This is a genomic window from Paenibacillus sp. BJ-4, assembly GCF_020404765.1.
Lineage (GTDB): Bacteria > Bacillota > Bacilli > Paenibacillales > Paenibacillaceae > Paenibacillus.
The window spans coordinates 130,821-145,692 of record NZ_JAIVEM010000005.1; the positions used below are offsets into that span (position 1 = coordinate 130,821).

Sequence of the window (14,872 nt, forward strand, 5' to 3'; positions counted from 1 at the left end):
CGTCATGGGAACAAGCGACACCAAGCCGAAAGAGCAATTCGTTCATGGCGTGTTTGAAAGTATAGCAGGTAAATACGACTTGATGAACGATATACTGAGCTTTCGCAGACACAAGGCTTGGCGGAAATTTACGATGAAAAAAATGAACATGCATCACGGGGATACGGCAATTGATCTTTGCTGTGGGACATGTGACTGGACGCTTGCGATGGCGCGTGCAAGTGAAAGTGGTCACATCGTGGGACTGGATTTTAGTCAGAACATGCTTAATGTAGGTGAGCACAAGATTCAATCACAATCCCGTGAAAAGCAAATCAAGCTTGTTCGGGGCAACGCGATGGAGCTGCCCTTTGAAGACAATTCATTCGATTATGCGACGATTGGTTTCGGTCTGCGCAACGTGCCTGATCTGCGCCGTGTGCTACAGGAAATGCAACGAGTCGTCAAACCTGGTGGGCAGGTCGTATGTCTGGAACTGTCCAAGCCTACTTGGCAGCCGTTCAAGGGGATTTATTACGCATATTTTCAACACATCTTGCCCATGCTCGGCAAATTGTTCGCCAAACGTTATGAGCAATACAAATGGCTCCCTGATTCGTTGGCGCTTTTTCCAGGAAGGGATGAGCTGGCCGACATCTTCCGTGAAATCGGATTAAAGGATGTACAGGCTCATTCTCTTACCGGAGGCATCGCAGCATTGCATATTGGAATCAAGGAGAGTCAGCATGTTTAAGAAAATTGCTATTTTTTTGGAAATGATTAAAATTGAACATACGTTATTTGCGCTCCCATTTGCATTTATGGGGGCTGTATTGGGGTCGGTTGTCGTGACAGGCGACCTCCCGTCATGGCCGCAAATCGGTTGGATTTTACTGGCTATGGTTGGCGCACGTAGTGCGGCCTTTGGCTTCAATCGCATGATTGACCGTGTCATTGATGGGAAAAATCCACGTACAGCAGGACGAGCGATCCCGGCAGGGCTGCTCAAATCGAGCGAAGTGGTTATTTTCATTATCGTTAGTTTGTTGTTGTTATTCTGGGCATCATTCAAGCTAAGTCCGCTGGCGTTCAAGCTGTTCCCGCTGGCCTTTTTTATGCTTGTTTTTTACTCTTATACCAAGCGTTTCACTTGGCTTTGTCATGTTGTTCTGGGTCTAACGATTGGTTTGGCACCGCTGGGTGCGTGGGTTGCGGTAACGGGACAAATGGATTTGACTGCTCTTGTATTGTATCTCACAATTGCATTTTGGACGGCTGGCTTTGATATTATTTATGCTTGTCAGGACATTGATTTTGACCAGAACGAGGGTGTTTATTCCATTCCTGCCCGCTTTGGTATAGCAGGTGCACTCAACATCGCCCGGGCATTCCATGTCATTACGGCAATCGGATTTATTGTGCTTTTCTTTATTGCAGATTTAAGCTGGTGGTATCTGGCAGGTATGATTATTTCGTACATTATTTTATTTTATGAGCATTATATCCTTTCTCCAAAAGATATGAGCCGCTTGCAGACGGCGTTCTTTACAATGAACGGTGTGCTTAGCATGGTCGTATTTGCATTTACACTGATTGATTTGGTGGTGCGTCAATACTAATGAATTCTAATCAGGTGAGTAGCCATCAAGGCAAACGAATCGTTATCGGCATTACAGGCGCGAGCGGAAGCATTTATGGTGTACGACTGGTAGAGACACTGCTGGACTTGAAATACACAGTTCACCTGATTGTTTCCAATGCCGGCTGGAGGGTGCTGAAAGAGGAATTGGACTGGAACGTGACTGACCGGGAGGAGGCTTTGAATGAACAATTCGGAGGCCGTCCTGGTTCTCTTGTATACCATCCATTCACAGATATCGGAGCATCCATTGCGAGCGGCTCCTATCTGGTGGACGCAATGATTATTATGCCATGCTCCATGGGAACGTTGTCTGCGGTAGCACACGGTTCGTCCGATAATCTGATGGCGCGTGCAGCGGACGTCATGATGAAGGAAGGGCGTCCGCTGATCCTTGTGCCTCGTGAAACACCGCTTCATGCCATTCATTTGGAAAATATGCTTAAGCTTGCGAGACTCGGCGTCAAAATGATTCCGGCCATGCCGGCTTTTTACTTTCATCCGAAGACGCTGGATGATATTGTATTGTTCCTCGTAGGCAAAGTATTAGACAGCTTGCGAATCGAACATCAACTGTTTACGAGATGGGGGGATTCCGATGCCAACACCAGACACCAAGATGATCACAATCGGAAAAATTAAATATACAAACGCATGGCCAATTTTTCATTATTTTAATTGTTCAGAGCTTCTTTATCCGGCGGAGCTGGTTGCTAAAGTCCCAGCTGAATTGAATCGCGGTATGCTAAATGGGGGCTTGGATATCAGTGCGATGTCGTCCTTTGCGTATGCATCAGGCGCGGAGGAGATGCTGCTGCTGCCGGATTTATCCGTTAGTGCGGACGGTCCAGTGCAATCTATTTTACTGTTTTCACGCAAGCCGCTGAACGAAATCAAAAACGGAACGATTGCATTGACGAATACGTCTGCTACATCCGTGAATTTACTTAAAATTTTGATGCAAAAGGCATGGGAAGGTCAACCCTCCTATTTTGACTGTGAACCGGATCTAGATTTGATGCTGGACCAGGCAGATGCAGGACTACTGATTGGAGATCACGCGATCAAAGCTTCTTGGCGGAGTGAAGATCTGCATGTAACGGACCTGGGCGAAGAGTGGAAACGCTGGACTGGACACAGCATGACCTTTGCTGTATGGGCTGTACGCCGTGCTGTTGCTGCTGAGAATCCCGAAGCAGTAGCTGAAATTACAACTGCGTTCCGTGCAAGCAAGCAGCGCAGTTTGTCTGATTTGACCTCTGTTGTCTCTGAGGCTTGCAAGGAAATTGGTGGCCTGCGAGATTATTGGGAGCGCTACTTTACTAATCTGTGTTATGATTTTGGAGAGAAGCAACAAAGAGGCTTAGAGCTTTATTTTCAGTATGCGCATGAACTGGGGCTGCTTGACCGACAAGTGAAGCCGCTTCTCTGGAGTGACAATACGCTGACACGGGTGAAAGAATGAAACGATTGGATTTGTTCGGTTTATTAAAGAAGGATATGAACTTCATAGAGGAAGAACTGTACCGCAGCATTGATAGTACGGAGCCGTTGATTAATGACACATCGCTCCATCTGCTTAAGGCAGGAGGCAAACGTTTGCGTCCAGTGTTTGTATTGCTGGGAGGCAAGTTTGGAGAATACGATCTGAACAAGCTCAAACACATAGCGGTACCGCTTGAATTGATTCATTCTGCCTCTCTCGTTCACGATGACGTGATTGACGATGCCGAAATGAGACGCGGTCAACCCACCGTCAAGTCCAAATGGGACAATCGGGTGGCGATGTACACGGGAGACTACATATATGCACGTGCGCTGTCTATGGTTGCCGAATTGCCGAGTCCGGATATTCACCGGGTACTGTCGAAGGCGCTGGTGCAGATGTCCATTGGTGAAATGGAACAAATCCGCGATTTTTTTAATGTGGATCAAAGTGTGCGTAATTATTTGCTGCGCATACGGCGTAAAACAGCATTGCTTATTGCGGTTAGCTGCCAGTTGGGCGCTATGACTGCGGGGGCACGCGAAAGAGTCAATTCACTGTTGTACAGCTATGGCTATAACGTGGGCATGGCTTTTCAAATTCAGGATGACTTGCTCGATCTCTGCGGTACGGAAAAAAAGATCGGCAAGCCGCCAGGCAGCGATATGAGGCAGGGGAATATTACGCTTCCGGTTATTTATGCGCTCAAGCAGCCTGAGCTGCGTGACGATCTACTGGCTGAAATCGGTCGTATTCAGGACGGGGATGGGCAAGGTGATGCGCGTAAAGCGGTGGATATGATCAAAAAAAGTGAAGGAATCACTAAAGCGGAAATTCTCGCTGACCGATATATTAAGAAAGCGCTGAACGCGCTGGACTTACTGCCAGATGTCAAAACGAAAAAGACGCTTCGCGATATTGCTCATTTTGTGACGCGCCGCTCCTACTAAAGTTGTGTTTTGGGTTGGTTGTGACAAAATACTTTAACCGTATCCAAGCTTTCTGTTACAATACAGATTAGTACTGTATAAATACATTAAGATTGGATTGGGAGTGAGCCGATGGATCGCACGTTTTTGATGGTTAAACCGGATGGAGTACAACGCGGGCTGATTGGACGTATTATCAGTCGCCTAGAGGACAAAGGCTTCAAAATGACGGCTGGCAAACTTGTGCAGGTATCTAGAGAACAGGCGGAACGGCATTATGCGGAGCATGTGGGCAAGCCCTTTTTTGAAGAGCTTGTAGGTTTTATCACATCAGGTCCTGTATTTGCTATGATTTGGGAAGGGGACAATATTGTTACACTTTCCCGCTTGTTGATTGGTAAAACACAAGTATCAGAGGCTTTACCGGGCACGATCCGGGGAGACTTTGCTGCACATACACCGTTTAACCTCATACACGGTTCGGATTCACCGGAGAGCGCGGAACGCGAGATTGCGAATTTTTTCATGCCGGAAGAGTCGGTTCGGTATGAGAAAAGTGTGGAGACCTGGGTGTAAGTTTAATCTCGTATGAAGAAGGATGGTAGCATGACGGATCTGGAACTGGGTCAGACGGACCCCGATTATACGGCGTTTATCCGCAAAATTAAGGACAGCACAGGTATTGATCTTGCGCAATACAAAGAAGCACAGATGAAAAGGCGGTTAACGACACTTCGCAACAAAAACGGGTTTCCCAGTTTTGTTTCTTTTTATGATGCCATGATGAAGGAAAAACCCCTGTTTTATGAATTTCTCGATCGTATGACGATCAATGTTTCCGAATTTTGGCGTAATCCCAATCGGTGGGAAGTACTGCGGGATTCAATTCTGCCACAGCTGCTTGTAGGCAAGCAGAAGCTCAAGCTGTGGAGTGCGGCCTGCTCGACTGGCGAGGAGCCTTACAGTTTGGCTATGGTTCTGGACGGCAAGGGAATCTTGGGCAATTGTTCCATTACGGCTTCCGATATTGATGATGGTGCATTGGCTAAAGCCAAGGAAGGCAGATATTTGGAGCGTTCGCTCAAGGATGTGCCTGAACAGGTAGCCAGCAAATATTTCAAACCCGATGGTGCGATGTTCCGCGTGGATGACCGTTTGAAACAGGCTGTGAAATTTCAAAAGCAAAATTTGCTGCTGGATTCCTTTGAAGACAACTATGACCTCATTATCTGTCGCAATGTTATGATTTATTTTACTGAAGAGGCCAAGCATAAGCTGTACCAAAAGTTTGCAGCCAGTCTTCGTCCCGGTGGTGTACTGTTTGTTGGCAGTACAGAGCAAATTTTTTCTCCCAACCAATATGGTCTGGAATCGACGGAAACCTTTTTTTATCGTAAAAAAGCATAGTCCAGACATATTATCGACAATTCGTAATTAAATGTTTTTTATAATGAGCACCACCTTGATGGCTTGCTTATTGGAAGTGCACGTCCTTTGGCTTTGCTTAAAGGGCGTGTTTTTGTTTATCTGCATACCTGTGGCTTTTCTTGTCAAAGAAAGGTGCGTATACTATAATGAAGCACAGTTAAAGATTTTAGCGATGCACAGTTTAACAGTTTAAAGGGGGAACGCGTCATGAGTTTACGTTATTTAACCGCGGGGGAAACGCATGGTCCCCAGCTAACTGCAATTGTAGAGGGTATGCCTAGCAATTTAAAATTGGATTTTGAGGAATTGAATTTTCAGCTGCACCGTCGTCAGAAAGGGTATGGACGGGGTCGGCGTATGCAGATTGAAAAGGACACGGCGAGCATTGCCGGAGGCGTGCGTCACGGTTATACCACAGGTGCACCGATTGCACTGATTGTGGAAAATAACGATTGGAAGCACTGGCAGAATATTATGAATATTGAGCCGATTGAAGGCAGTGATGAAGAAAAGCGCCGGGTTCACCGTCCGCGTCCGGGTCATGCCGATTTGAACGGTGGAATGAAATACAACCTGAAGGATCTACGCAACGTGCTGGAGCGTTCCAGTGCGCGTGAAACTGCGGTTCGGGTCGCATGTGGTGGCTTGGCCCGCCAATTGCTGGCAGAGTTCGGAATCAAGGTGGCAGGTCAGGTCATCCGCATTGGGGAAATCGAGGCTCCTTACCGTGATATGCCGATTGACGAGCTGATTGCCGTGACGGAAGCCTCTTCCGTGAGAGTAACCGATCCAGAAACCGAAAAGAAAATGGAAGCGTACATTGACCTGATCAAGCAAGAAGGCGATTCGGTCGGTGGGGTAGTGGAATGTATTGTGGAAGGCGTTCCGATTGGTCTGGGCAGTCATGTCCAATATGATCGGAAGCTGGATGCACGTATTGCCCAAGGTGTCATGTCCATTAATGCTTTTAAAGGTGTGGAAATCGGCATCGGCTTTGAAGCAGGGGAACTGCGCGGCTCACAGGTGCATGATGAGATTCTGTACGATGAGGAGCGTGGATATCACCGCCGTACCAATCGTCTGGGCGGTTTTGAAGGTGGTATGACCAATGGAATGCCCGTTGTGGTTCGCGGTGTCATGAAGCCGATCCCGACACTATATAAGCCTTTGCAAAGCGTCGACATTGATACGAAGGAAGCGTTCACCGCACAGGTTGAGCGTTCAGATGCATGTGCGGTACCCGCGGCAAGCGTAGTGATGGAGCATGTCGTAGCCTGGGAGATTGCGAAGGCTTTGCTTGAAAAGTTCGGTGGAGATTCTATTGAAGAGATCCGGGCGAATATTGCATCCTACGAAGAACAATTGGAGCGGTACTAAGATGAGTACGCTGACGGTACAACTTGGAGAACGTTCCTACCCCATTCATATCGGGCGAGGACTGCTGCATCGGGCCGGAGAGCTTTTGAAGGAACGAGGAATTACGCAAAAAAGTCCATTATTGATTGTCTCTGATGAAAATGTAGCTGCATTTTATTTGGCGACACTGGAGAGCAATCTTCAGGAGTCGGGGTACAAGACGGTATCCTTTGTCGTCAAGCCGGGCGAAACATCCAAGTCGATTACTGTATTTGAGCAGGTTATAACAGCAGCCATTAAGGGCGGTTTGGATCGCCATTCAGCCGTTATCGCACTTGGTGGTGGTGTAGTGGGTGATCTGGCCGGATTTGTGGCAGCCTCATATATGAGAGGCGTCAAGTTTGTACAGATTCCTACTACGATCCTCGCCCATGACAGTAGCGTGGGCGGCAAGGTTGGCATCAATCATCCTCTAGCAAAGAATATGATTGGAGCCTTCCATCAACCGGAACTCGTGCTGTATGATGTAGATACGTTGTCTACATTGCCTCCGCGTGAAGTATCCGCCGGACTGGCTGAAATGATCAAGCATGGCTTGATCTGGGATGCTGATTTCGCCCAGTGGTGCCGTGATCATGCGGCAGATTTGCTGGCTCTGGATGCGCAAGCCCTGGAGTATGGGCTGGAGAAGGGCTGCTCCGTGAAAGCCGAAGTGGTCTCACGCGATGAACGGGAAAATGATTTACGTGCTATTTTAAACCTCGGCCATACGATTGGTCATGCCATTGAAGCGATAGCGGGATATGGGGAGTTTTTACACGGGGAGGCCATTTCTATAGGTATGGTCGGCTCCGCGCTTTTGGGGGTAAAGCTGGGGGCAGACCCCTCTTTGGTCGAAGAAACAAGAGATATGCTGTCCTCGCTGCGGCTACCAACCTCCCTTCCAGTACAACTCGATACGGATCGGCTGCTGGACGCGATGATGCATGACAAAAAGTTTAAAGAAGGCAGCATTACTTTTATCGTCCCACGCAGCATCGGGCGCGTGGAGGTTGTAAAAGATATTTCCGTCTCTGACATAAGGCAAGTCATTGAACAGTTAAAAGAGGAGGCGTAAATGATGTACAATCGTGGAATTCGTGGTGCGACGACCGTGGCGAATAATGAAGAAAACGAAATTTTGGAAGCGACAAGCCAACTGTTGGATGAAATTGTAGCCTACAATGAAATCCAACCTGAGGATATTAGTAACGTCTGGATTACGGTGACCCACGATCTGGATACTGCGTTTCCAGCGAAGGCAATACGTCAGCTTGACGGATGGGATATGGTTCCGCTTATGTGTGCATTGGAAATCCCTGTTGCGGGTAGTTTGCCCAAATGTATCCGTTTAATGGTGCAGGTAAACACCCATAAATCACAGCGGGAAATCAAACATGTATACTTGAACGGAGCGCAGGCGCTAAGACCAGATCTGGCTTCCCAAGGAAAGTAATCGCCCATTTTTTTAGATGATGGTTGCCAAAGTGACATCCTTTGAGATATAGTGTGTGTAGCAGAGTTGAGTAGAGTTAGCCAGAGCCAGAGTTGAGACGAGAAGAGTGCAGCCTTAGCCAATTCCATATGAGATGACAGAGTCCGGGTAGCGGAATAAGCTTTTGCCCTGAAGAGATTTTCTTCGAGAGATAAGCTTATTTGAGGGTACCTGCGATTAGGCAAGGGAAAAGTGTATACTTTGCTCGTTTGCTGTAGTCATTTTACATATGGTAGCATTCTTATAATTTCAATAACTGACAGCCTCTACCTTCCAGGTAGGGGCTTTTTTATTCTCTCCTTTGGTTCTGCACCAAATTGGAAAGGAAGTGATCTCATGTTAACGCCGCATGTGGAGCAAGTGATAACGATGGCGAATGATTTTAACCTGATTCCTGTGTACAAAAAAGTGCTGGCCGATATGGAGACGCCGATTCGGATTTTCCGTCGGTATGCAGAGCGGGACCGAGCCTTTCTGCTAGAGAGTGTAGAGGGAGGCGAGCAGTGGGCGCGCCATTCATTCATCGGGACCGATCCGTTCCTGATGGTTTCGGGGAAAAAAGGCCGTTTGATTTTGGAGCAACATGGTAAACGACAAATTTTAAACGATAAGCCGCTTGAAGCGCTCAAGGCATTGCTTCGCAAATATCGCAGTCCCAAGCTGAAAGAAATGCCTCCATTTACAGGTGGAGCAATCGGATTTTTTGGGTATGATCTGCTTCAATACTATGAAAAGCTGCCAGAGCATTCGGTAGATGATTTGAATATGGATGATATTCGTTTTATGTTCTGCGATCAAGTGATTGTTTTTGATCATGTAAAGCAGCAAATTTTGCTGGTTGGTAATGTGCATGTGGGCGAAGGGTTTCGCGATGAGGACATTCGTGCTGCTTATGCTGAAGTAGAGCGCAAGCTGGAGGAAACGGCGCAGTATCTGCGCAAGCAGACACCACCAGAGAGATTGGGATCTGCTTCCATTCCTGATGATGTGGAACTGGGTGAGATTCAATCGAATGTGACGAAGGAGCAGTTTATTTCAAACGTGGAGCAGGCAAAGGAATATATTCGCTCTGGTGATATTTTTCAGGTTGTACTATCCCAGCGTTTTCACATTGATACTGAGGCTTCTCCTTTGCAGGTATACCGCGTGCTGCGCACGATGAACCCGTCGCCATACATGTATTATTTGAAAATGGATGACGAGATCATTGTGGGCACTTCGCCGGAGGCGCTTGTCAAGGTAGAAAACGGCCGGGTAGAAACCCGCCCTATTGCAGGGACGCGGCCGCGTGGCGTCACGGAGACAGAGGATGCGGCGCTTGCTGAAGAGCTGTTGAAGGATGAAAAAGAACGTGCCGAGCATCTGATGCTGGTCGATTTGGGTAGAAATGATCTGGGCCGAGTATCTCAGTTTGGTACAGTCAAATGCGATACATTGATGGAGATTGAACGCTATTCCCACGTTATGCACATTGTATCCAATGTGTCGGGTGAACTGCGCGAGGATAAAGATTTCTTTGATGCTTTCCTGTCCTGCCTGCCAGCCGGCACCGTATCAGGGGCGCCGAAGCTGCGTGCAATGGAGATTATTGCCGAACTTGAACGGGAAGCGCGCGGACCCTATGCAGGGGCTATTGGATATTTGGGATTTTCGGGCAATATGGATGCCTGTATTACCATTCGCACCATCGTGTTTAAAAAGAACCGGGCCTATGTCCAGGCAGGCGCAGGAATTGTGTGGGACTCGGTTCCGGAAAGCGAGTACCAGGAGACGGTGAACAAGGCCAAGGCATTGCTGAAAGCAATCCGCACGGCAGAGGCGATGTTCCCGGCAACGACACAGCCCTACAACAGCGTCATCAACCAGGATTATTTGTACACTCCCTAAGCAAGTATTGATCAGGTAATACTTCATTGTGGGAGAAGGAATACACAAAAATCTGATTTAGAGGAGGAGACGGCGATGGAAGGACATAACATGATGCAAGTGGGATTAAGCCGGGTTATCGAGGGACAGCATCTTTCGCGTGCAGAGGCCCGTAGCGTAATGGAGCAGATTATGAGCGGAAGTGCTACACAGGCGCAAATTGGCGGGCTGCTGACAGCTCTGCGTATCAAAGGGGAGACGGTGGATGAAATCACCGGATTTGCTGAGGCTATGCGTAGTTACGCTAGTCCAGTTCAGACTGGAGAAGGTGAAACTCGTCTGCTGGACACATGCGGAACTGGAGGTTCAGGTATTCACAAGTTTAATATTTCCACAGTATCAGCTATAATCGCCGCTTCGGTGTCTGTACGGGTGGCGAAGCATGGCAATCGCTCTGCAAGCGGCCGCGCCGGGAGTGCAGATGTGTTAGAGGCCTTGGGAGTCAACATTCACCTGACGAGTGATCAGGCTCGGTCATGTCTGGATCGGATCGGTATCTGCTTTTTGTTCGCACAGCTATATCATCCTTCGATGAAGCATGCTGCTGCGCCGCGACGTGAGCTTGGAGTGCGGACAGTGTTCAATATGCTGGGTCCATTGACGAATCCGGCTGGTGCAGATCGACAGCTACTGGGCATTTATGACGCTGGAAAAACGGAAGTGATTGCCGAGGTGCTGAATCAGCTCGGTTCCAAACGGGCCATGGTTGTCAGCAGTCTGGACGGATTGGATGAAATTAGTATTTCGGCTCCGACGCGAGTATCTGAGCTGAAAGATGGCAAGGTTCACACGTTTGAGCTTCTGCCGTCGGACCTGGGTTTGCAGATGTATCATCTCGATCAGGTACTGGGTGGTGATGCACAGGTTAATGCCGACATTATACGGCGGATTCTGAACGGAGAGCGCGGCGCTTACCGGGACGTCGTATTAGCAAATGCTGGCGCGTGTATTTATGTATCGGGCGCAGCAGCTACCTTGGTGGATGGAGTAGCACGGGCGGCGGAAGCCATTGACACCGGGCTGGCACTGTCCAAGATGGATCAATTAATACAGGCGACGGGGGAATATCAATATGTATCTTGATAAAATTGTGGTGACGAAGCGACAGGAAGTGGAGCAGCTAAAGGAGCATTTTAATATCAGTGAAGCGGAACGGCTGGTATCCAATTTGCCTGCAACAAGAGGATTTGAGGACGCAATAGCGGTGCGTCGCAACCGGCCGCTAGGGCTGATTGCTGAAGTGAAAAAGGCTTCACCGTCCAAAGGGCTTATCCGACCGGATTTCCATCCGGTGGACATTGCTCGTGCCTATGAGGGAGCTGGAGCTGATTGTATTTCTGTACTGACAGATGTGACGTATTTTCAGGGCAGCCCTGAATATTTGCACCAAATTCGTGAGCAAGTGAACATTCCGTTGTTGCGAAAGGATTTTATCATTGATGAACGGCAAATTTATGAAGCTCGTCTACTGGGAGCCGATGCGGTGCTGTTAATTGCAGCGATACTGGAGCCACGTGTTTTGGGATCGTTTTTACAGATTGCCAAAGACCTGGGACTGGACGCATTGGTGGAGGTGCATGACAGTGAGGAGCTTAAAGGGGTGCTGGATTTGGGCACAGCAACCTTGATTGGGGTCAATAATCGCAATTTGCGGACGTTCGAGACCCGCCTCCAAACGACGGAAGAACTGATCGCACTAATTCCTAAAGGAGTTACGTTTATTAGTGAAAGCGGCATAGCCGGGCCTGAAGATGTAAAGTATCTGCATTCGATAGGGGCACACGGTATTCTGGTAGGAGAACATCTGATGCGTAAGGATGATGTGGGTCAGGCTGTAGTAGATTTGATGGACGGGGTTACAGCATGAATAAAACGGGCGTAAAAATTTGTGGACTTCAAAGCGTTGAAGTGCTAAAATCTATGATAAACTTACCGGTCGATTATATAGGTTTTGTGTTTGCCGACAGTAAGCGCCGGATTGACGGCGCTCAGGCTGGAGAGCTGCTTCGCGTATTGGATGAATGGACTCCGGGCAGCAGACCACGCAGCGTGGGTGTATTTGTGAATCCTGATGATGCGCTGTTAAATGACGTGATGGAGCAAGCTCCATTGGATGTCATTCAGCTACATGGACAGGAAAGTCCGGAGCGATGTAGTGAGATCAGGGAGCGTTTTGGCGTGCAGGTATTCAAAGCTTGGTCTGTAGACAGTCATCAGCAGACGAGGAAGAACCAGACAGAACGCCCGGCAGACGAATTGGAAGCCTATGCAGGTACAATTGACGCTTTACTGCTAGATACATATGATCCCCTGTATGGTGGCGGTTCTGGCAGAACGTTTGCATGGGATCGAATTCCTGCCTATCAGGCTTGGACCCATCAACATGGAATTCCTTTGTTTGTAGCCGGCGGACTGACTGCTGATAATGCGGAAAAGCTGGTTACCGAGTATCATCCCGAAGGGCTGGATGTGTCCAGCGGCGTAGAGACAGATGGAGTCAAGGACATTTCAAAAATCACGGCATTCGTAGAAAGGGTGAAGCAGGCATGACACAATTACCTGATAGCAACGGACGTTTTGGGACATTTGGCGGACGCTTCGTACCGGAAACGTTGATGAACGCACTGATTGAATTAGAGGAATCCTACCGGAAGTATGCAGATGATCCGGAATTTAAAGCAGAGTTGAACGGACTTCTAAAGGACTACTCTGGCCGGGAAACACCACTTTATCATGCAGAGCGTCTGAGTAAGCATCTGGGAGAGGCTAAAATTTACTTGAAGCGTGAAGATTTGAATCATACCGGGGCTCACAAAATCAATAATGCATTGGCACAGGGACTGCTGGCGAAACGCATGGGCAAACAGAAGGTCATTGCCGAAACAGGCGCGGGACAGCATGGTGTGGCGACAGCAACCGTGGCTGCGTTGCTCGGATTGGAATGCAAGGTGTTCATGGGCGAAGAGGATACTGTGCGTCAGCAGTTGAACGTATTCCGTATGCAGCTTTTGGGTGCAGAGGTCATTCCAGTGACATCGGGTACACGTACACTAAAGGACGCCGGGAATGAAGCTTTGCGTTACTGGGTGAGCCATGTCCATGATACCTTTTATATTTTGGGTTCGGCTGTCGGTCCCCATCCGTATCCGATGATGGTGCGGGACTTCCAGCGTGTGATTGGTGATGAAACACGTCGTCAGATTTTGGAAAAAGAAGGAAGACTCCCGGATGTCGTCGTGGCCGCGATCGGTGGCGGAAGCAATGCCATCGGCATGTTTTATCCTTTTATCGAGGATCAGGGCGTTGCTTTGATCGGTGTTGAAGCTGCTGGAAAAGGCGTAGAAACAGAATTCCATGCGGCAACGATGAGCAAGGGAACACAAGGGGTCTTCCAGGGCTCCATGAGTTATCTGCTTCAGGATGAATACGGGCAAGTGCAGCCTGCGCATTCCATCTCGGCCGGACTGGATTATCCAGGCGTTGGACCTGAGCATTCGTATCTGAAAGATATTGAACGGGCCAAATATGTTCCAATTACCGATCAGGAAGCGTTGGATGCACTCCAGCTTCTCTGCCGTACGGAAGGCATACTTCCTGCATTAGAGTCGGCACATGCAATTGCGCAGGTCGTCAAACTGGCACCTACGTTGACGGCAGATGATATTATTGTTATTTGCTTGTCTGGACGCGGAGATAAAGATGTGGACTCCATTATCAAGTATTTGGGAGGAAATCCGTCATGAATTTAATTGATCAGGCGTTTGAACGCCTTAAAAATGAAGGCAAAACAGCATTAATTCCTTTTCTGACGGTGGGAGACCCGGATACGGAGACTACGGTGGAGATTATTCGGCAGCTAGAGTCTGCCGGAGCCGATATATTGGAGCTGGGTGTTCCGTATTCTGACCCGTTAGCTGACGGTCCTGTCATTCAGCGTGCGTCTGAGCGTGCGCTGAAACGGCAAATCTCGATCCGCACCTGTATGGAGACAGCTTCTCTGGCTAGGGCGGCAGGTTCAAGCCTGCCTTTTATTTTGTTTACCTATTACAATCCTGTTTTACAGATGGGTATGGATGCTTTCTTTGCTGGCCTGCAGAAGCACGGTATCAGCGGTCTGATTATTCCCGACCTTCCGCTTGAGGAAGCGGAAGAGCTGGGAGCACGGGCGGCAGAGGTAGGAGTGCATCTAATCCCGCTAGTGGCTCCAACTTCTGAGCAGCGGATCGAGCGGATTGTCCGTAATGCCCGTGGATTTGTGTATTGTGTATCCTCGCTTGGTGTAACCGGGGAGAGAGCTTCCTTTTTTGAAGGGATAGAGGGCTTTATTACACAGGTCAAACAGCATACCGACATTCCGGTGGCGATCGGCTTTGGTATTTCAAATCGGGAACAGGTAGTCCGGTTTTCAGACATTTGCGATGGAGTTGTGGTCGGCAGTGCCATTGTGCGTCAGGTGGAGGAAGCCATTCCATTGCTTGAGGATTCTGCGCGCAGAGAAGAAGGGCTTTTGCAAATTCGCGATTTTGTGGCACAATTAAAGCAGTAATTTGACGTCAATATAGAGAGTAATAAATTCAGTTCTGATTGGATAGAGG

The 14,872-nt window shown here is 48.5% G+C and carries 16 protein-coding genes; all 16 read left to right on the top strand.

What is annotated here, in order from left to right; translation table 11 throughout:
* Positions 1-4 precede the first annotated feature (4 nt).
* The gene (locus LCF57_RS01155; protein WP_225999077.1) at positions 5-733 is read left to right on the top strand and encodes a demethylmenaquinone methyltransferase; all 729 of its coding nucleotides are present in this window, start codon (positions 5-7) and stop codon (positions 731-733) included.
* The gene (locus LCF57_RS01160; RefSeq protein ID WP_225999078.1) at positions 726-1,598 is read left to right on the top strand and encodes a UbiA-like polyprenyltransferase; all 873 of its coding nucleotides are present in this window, start codon (positions 726-728) and stop codon (positions 1,596-1,598) included. Before LCF57_RS01155 ends, LCF57_RS01160 begins: the two co-directional genes overlap by 8 nt.
* Positions 1,598-2,260: a UbiX family flavin prenyltransferase gene (locus tag LCF57_RS01165; protein ID WP_225999079.1), complete on the top strand. Its 663-nt coding sequence runs from the start codon at positions 1,598-1,600 to the stop codon at positions 2,258-2,260. Before LCF57_RS01160 ends, LCF57_RS01165 begins: the two co-directional genes overlap by 1 nt.
* A complete protein-coding gene (locus LCF57_RS01170; RefSeq protein WP_225999080.1) occupies positions 2,217-3,083 on the top strand; it encodes a menaquinone biosynthetic enzyme MqnA/MqnD family protein in 867 nt (288 codons plus the stop codon). The genes LCF57_RS01165 and LCF57_RS01170 overlap by 44 nt, the downstream gene beginning before the upstream one ends.
* Positions 3,080-4,054, top strand: a complete 975-nt coding sequence (locus LCF57_RS01175) for a polyprenyl synthetase family protein (protein WP_225999081.1) — start codon at positions 3,080-3,082, stop codon at positions 4,052-4,054. The genes LCF57_RS01170 and LCF57_RS01175 overlap by 4 nt, the downstream gene beginning before the upstream one ends.
* Before the next feature lie 111 nt (positions 4,055-4,165).
* Positions 4,166-4,609, top strand: a complete 444-nt coding sequence (ndk, locus tag LCF57_RS01180; protein ID WP_225999082.1) for a nucleoside-diphosphate kinase — start codon at positions 4,166-4,168, stop codon at positions 4,607-4,609.
* Between the two features lie 30 nt (positions 4,610-4,639).
* Positions 4,640-5,440, top strand: a complete 801-nt coding sequence (locus tag LCF57_RS01185) for a CheR family methyltransferase (protein WP_225999178.1) — start codon at positions 4,640-4,642, stop codon at positions 5,438-5,440.
* Between the two features lie 228 nt (positions 5,441-5,668).
* Positions 5,669-6,838 (top strand): chorismate synthase, encoded by a 1,170-nt coding sequence (gene aroC / locus LCF57_RS01190; RefSeq protein WP_225999083.1) that lies wholly within the window; start codon positions 5,669-5,671, stop codon positions 6,836-6,838.
* Between the two features lies 1 nt (position 6,839).
* Complete coding sequence (gene aroB, locus LCF57_RS01195; protein ID WP_225999084.1) at positions 6,840-7,934, top strand: 3-dehydroquinate synthase; 1,095 nt, start codon at positions 6,840-6,842, stop codon at positions 7,932-7,934.
* 3 nt (positions 7,935-7,937) lie between these two features.
* A complete protein-coding gene (aroH, locus tag LCF57_RS01200) occupies positions 7,938-8,312 on the top strand; it encodes a chorismate mutase (protein ID WP_025718923.1) in 375 nt (124 codons plus the stop codon).
* 375 nt (positions 8,313-8,687) lie between these two features.
* The gene (trpE, locus tag LCF57_RS01205) at positions 8,688-10,238 is read left to right on the top strand and encodes an anthranilate synthase component I (protein ID WP_225999085.1); all 1,551 of its coding nucleotides are present in this window, start codon (positions 8,688-8,690) and stop codon (positions 10,236-10,238) included.
* Between the two features lie 75 nt (positions 10,239-10,313).
* Positions 10,314-11,360, top strand: coding sequence for an anthranilate phosphoribosyltransferase (trpD, locus tag LCF57_RS01210; protein WP_225999086.1), 1,047 nt, complete (start codon positions 10,314-10,316; stop codon positions 11,358-11,360).
* A complete protein-coding gene (trpC, locus tag LCF57_RS01215) occupies positions 11,350-12,144 on the top strand; it encodes an indole-3-glycerol phosphate synthase TrpC (RefSeq protein WP_225999087.1) in 795 nt (264 codons plus the stop codon). Before trpD ends, trpC begins: the two co-directional genes overlap by 11 nt.
* The gene (locus LCF57_RS01220; protein ID WP_225999088.1) at positions 12,141-12,827 is read left to right on the top strand and encodes a phosphoribosylanthranilate isomerase; all 687 of its coding nucleotides are present in this window, start codon (positions 12,141-12,143) and stop codon (positions 12,825-12,827) included. Before trpC ends, LCF57_RS01220 begins: the two co-directional genes overlap by 4 nt.
* Positions 12,824-14,020 (top strand): tryptophan synthase subunit beta, encoded by a 1,197-nt coding sequence (trpB, locus tag LCF57_RS01225; RefSeq protein ID WP_225999089.1) that lies wholly within the window; start codon positions 12,824-12,826, stop codon positions 14,018-14,020. The genes LCF57_RS01220 and trpB overlap by 4 nt, the downstream gene beginning before the upstream one ends.
* The gene (trpA, locus tag LCF57_RS01230) at positions 14,017-14,823 is read left to right on the top strand and encodes a tryptophan synthase subunit alpha (protein ID WP_225999090.1); all 807 of its coding nucleotides are present in this window, start codon (positions 14,017-14,019) and stop codon (positions 14,821-14,823) included. Before trpB ends, trpA begins: the two co-directional genes overlap by 4 nt.
* The last annotated feature ends 49 nt before the right edge of the window (positions 14,824-14,872 follow it).